This window comes from Azospirillum himalayense, from assembly GCF_042657465.1.
Lineage (GTDB): Bacteria > Pseudomonadota > Alphaproteobacteria > Azospirillales > Azospirillaceae > Azospirillum > Azospirillum himalayense.
Window position 1 is genome coordinate 1 of record NZ_JBHSLC010000099.1, and the last position, 561, is coordinate 561.

Here is a 561-nt window from a genome sequence, read left to right on the forward strand (position 1 = left end):
TCAGGGTGGCGCGGTCGAGCGCCACGCCCTGACCGGCGAACATCTGCGCTTGCCGGTACAGCGGCAGATGCCAGGCGAACTTCGCCACCACGACATGGGCAGCCAAACCGCCGTCGCAATGATCTCGGCGGGATAGCGGTAGCCGGCGTAGCGGGGATCGGGGCGCGTCGTCATGCCGTCCCATACCCCGCATGGCCCGCCCCGGCAACTGGGTGGTCAACAGGTTGACGGTGCCGCCCCGTGAGCAATTACCAACTGACCGCATCGTTTCCGCCGAGCGCGAGTACGCGGTCATTGGTGTCTTGAAGCTGCAAAGTGTTCGCCGTTTCGGACAAGATCAAATCGACAGAATATCCATCCATTCCGACATATTTTTGGGTGAACACTCATCCCGCGCCAACGAGGTTGCCGGCGGGGCGGACGGGGGTCCATCCTGCGGCGCTGTTGAGCAGGTAGGCGGAGATGCCGACCGAGCCGCCCTTGTTGTGGATGAACCAGGCGGCCATCTGGTCGGTGCCCTGCTGGCGCCACAGCACGTCGTCGATGCCATCGCCGTCGTAG

The 561-nt window shown here is 64.2% G+C and carries 1 pseudogene; it reads right to left on the minus strand.

What is annotated here, in order from left to right:
- A pseudogene (locus ACFPMG_RS27770) lies at positions 1 to 106 on the minus strand (IS66 family transposase); the annotation flags it as partial.
- Positions 107 to 561 lie beyond the last annotated feature (455 nt).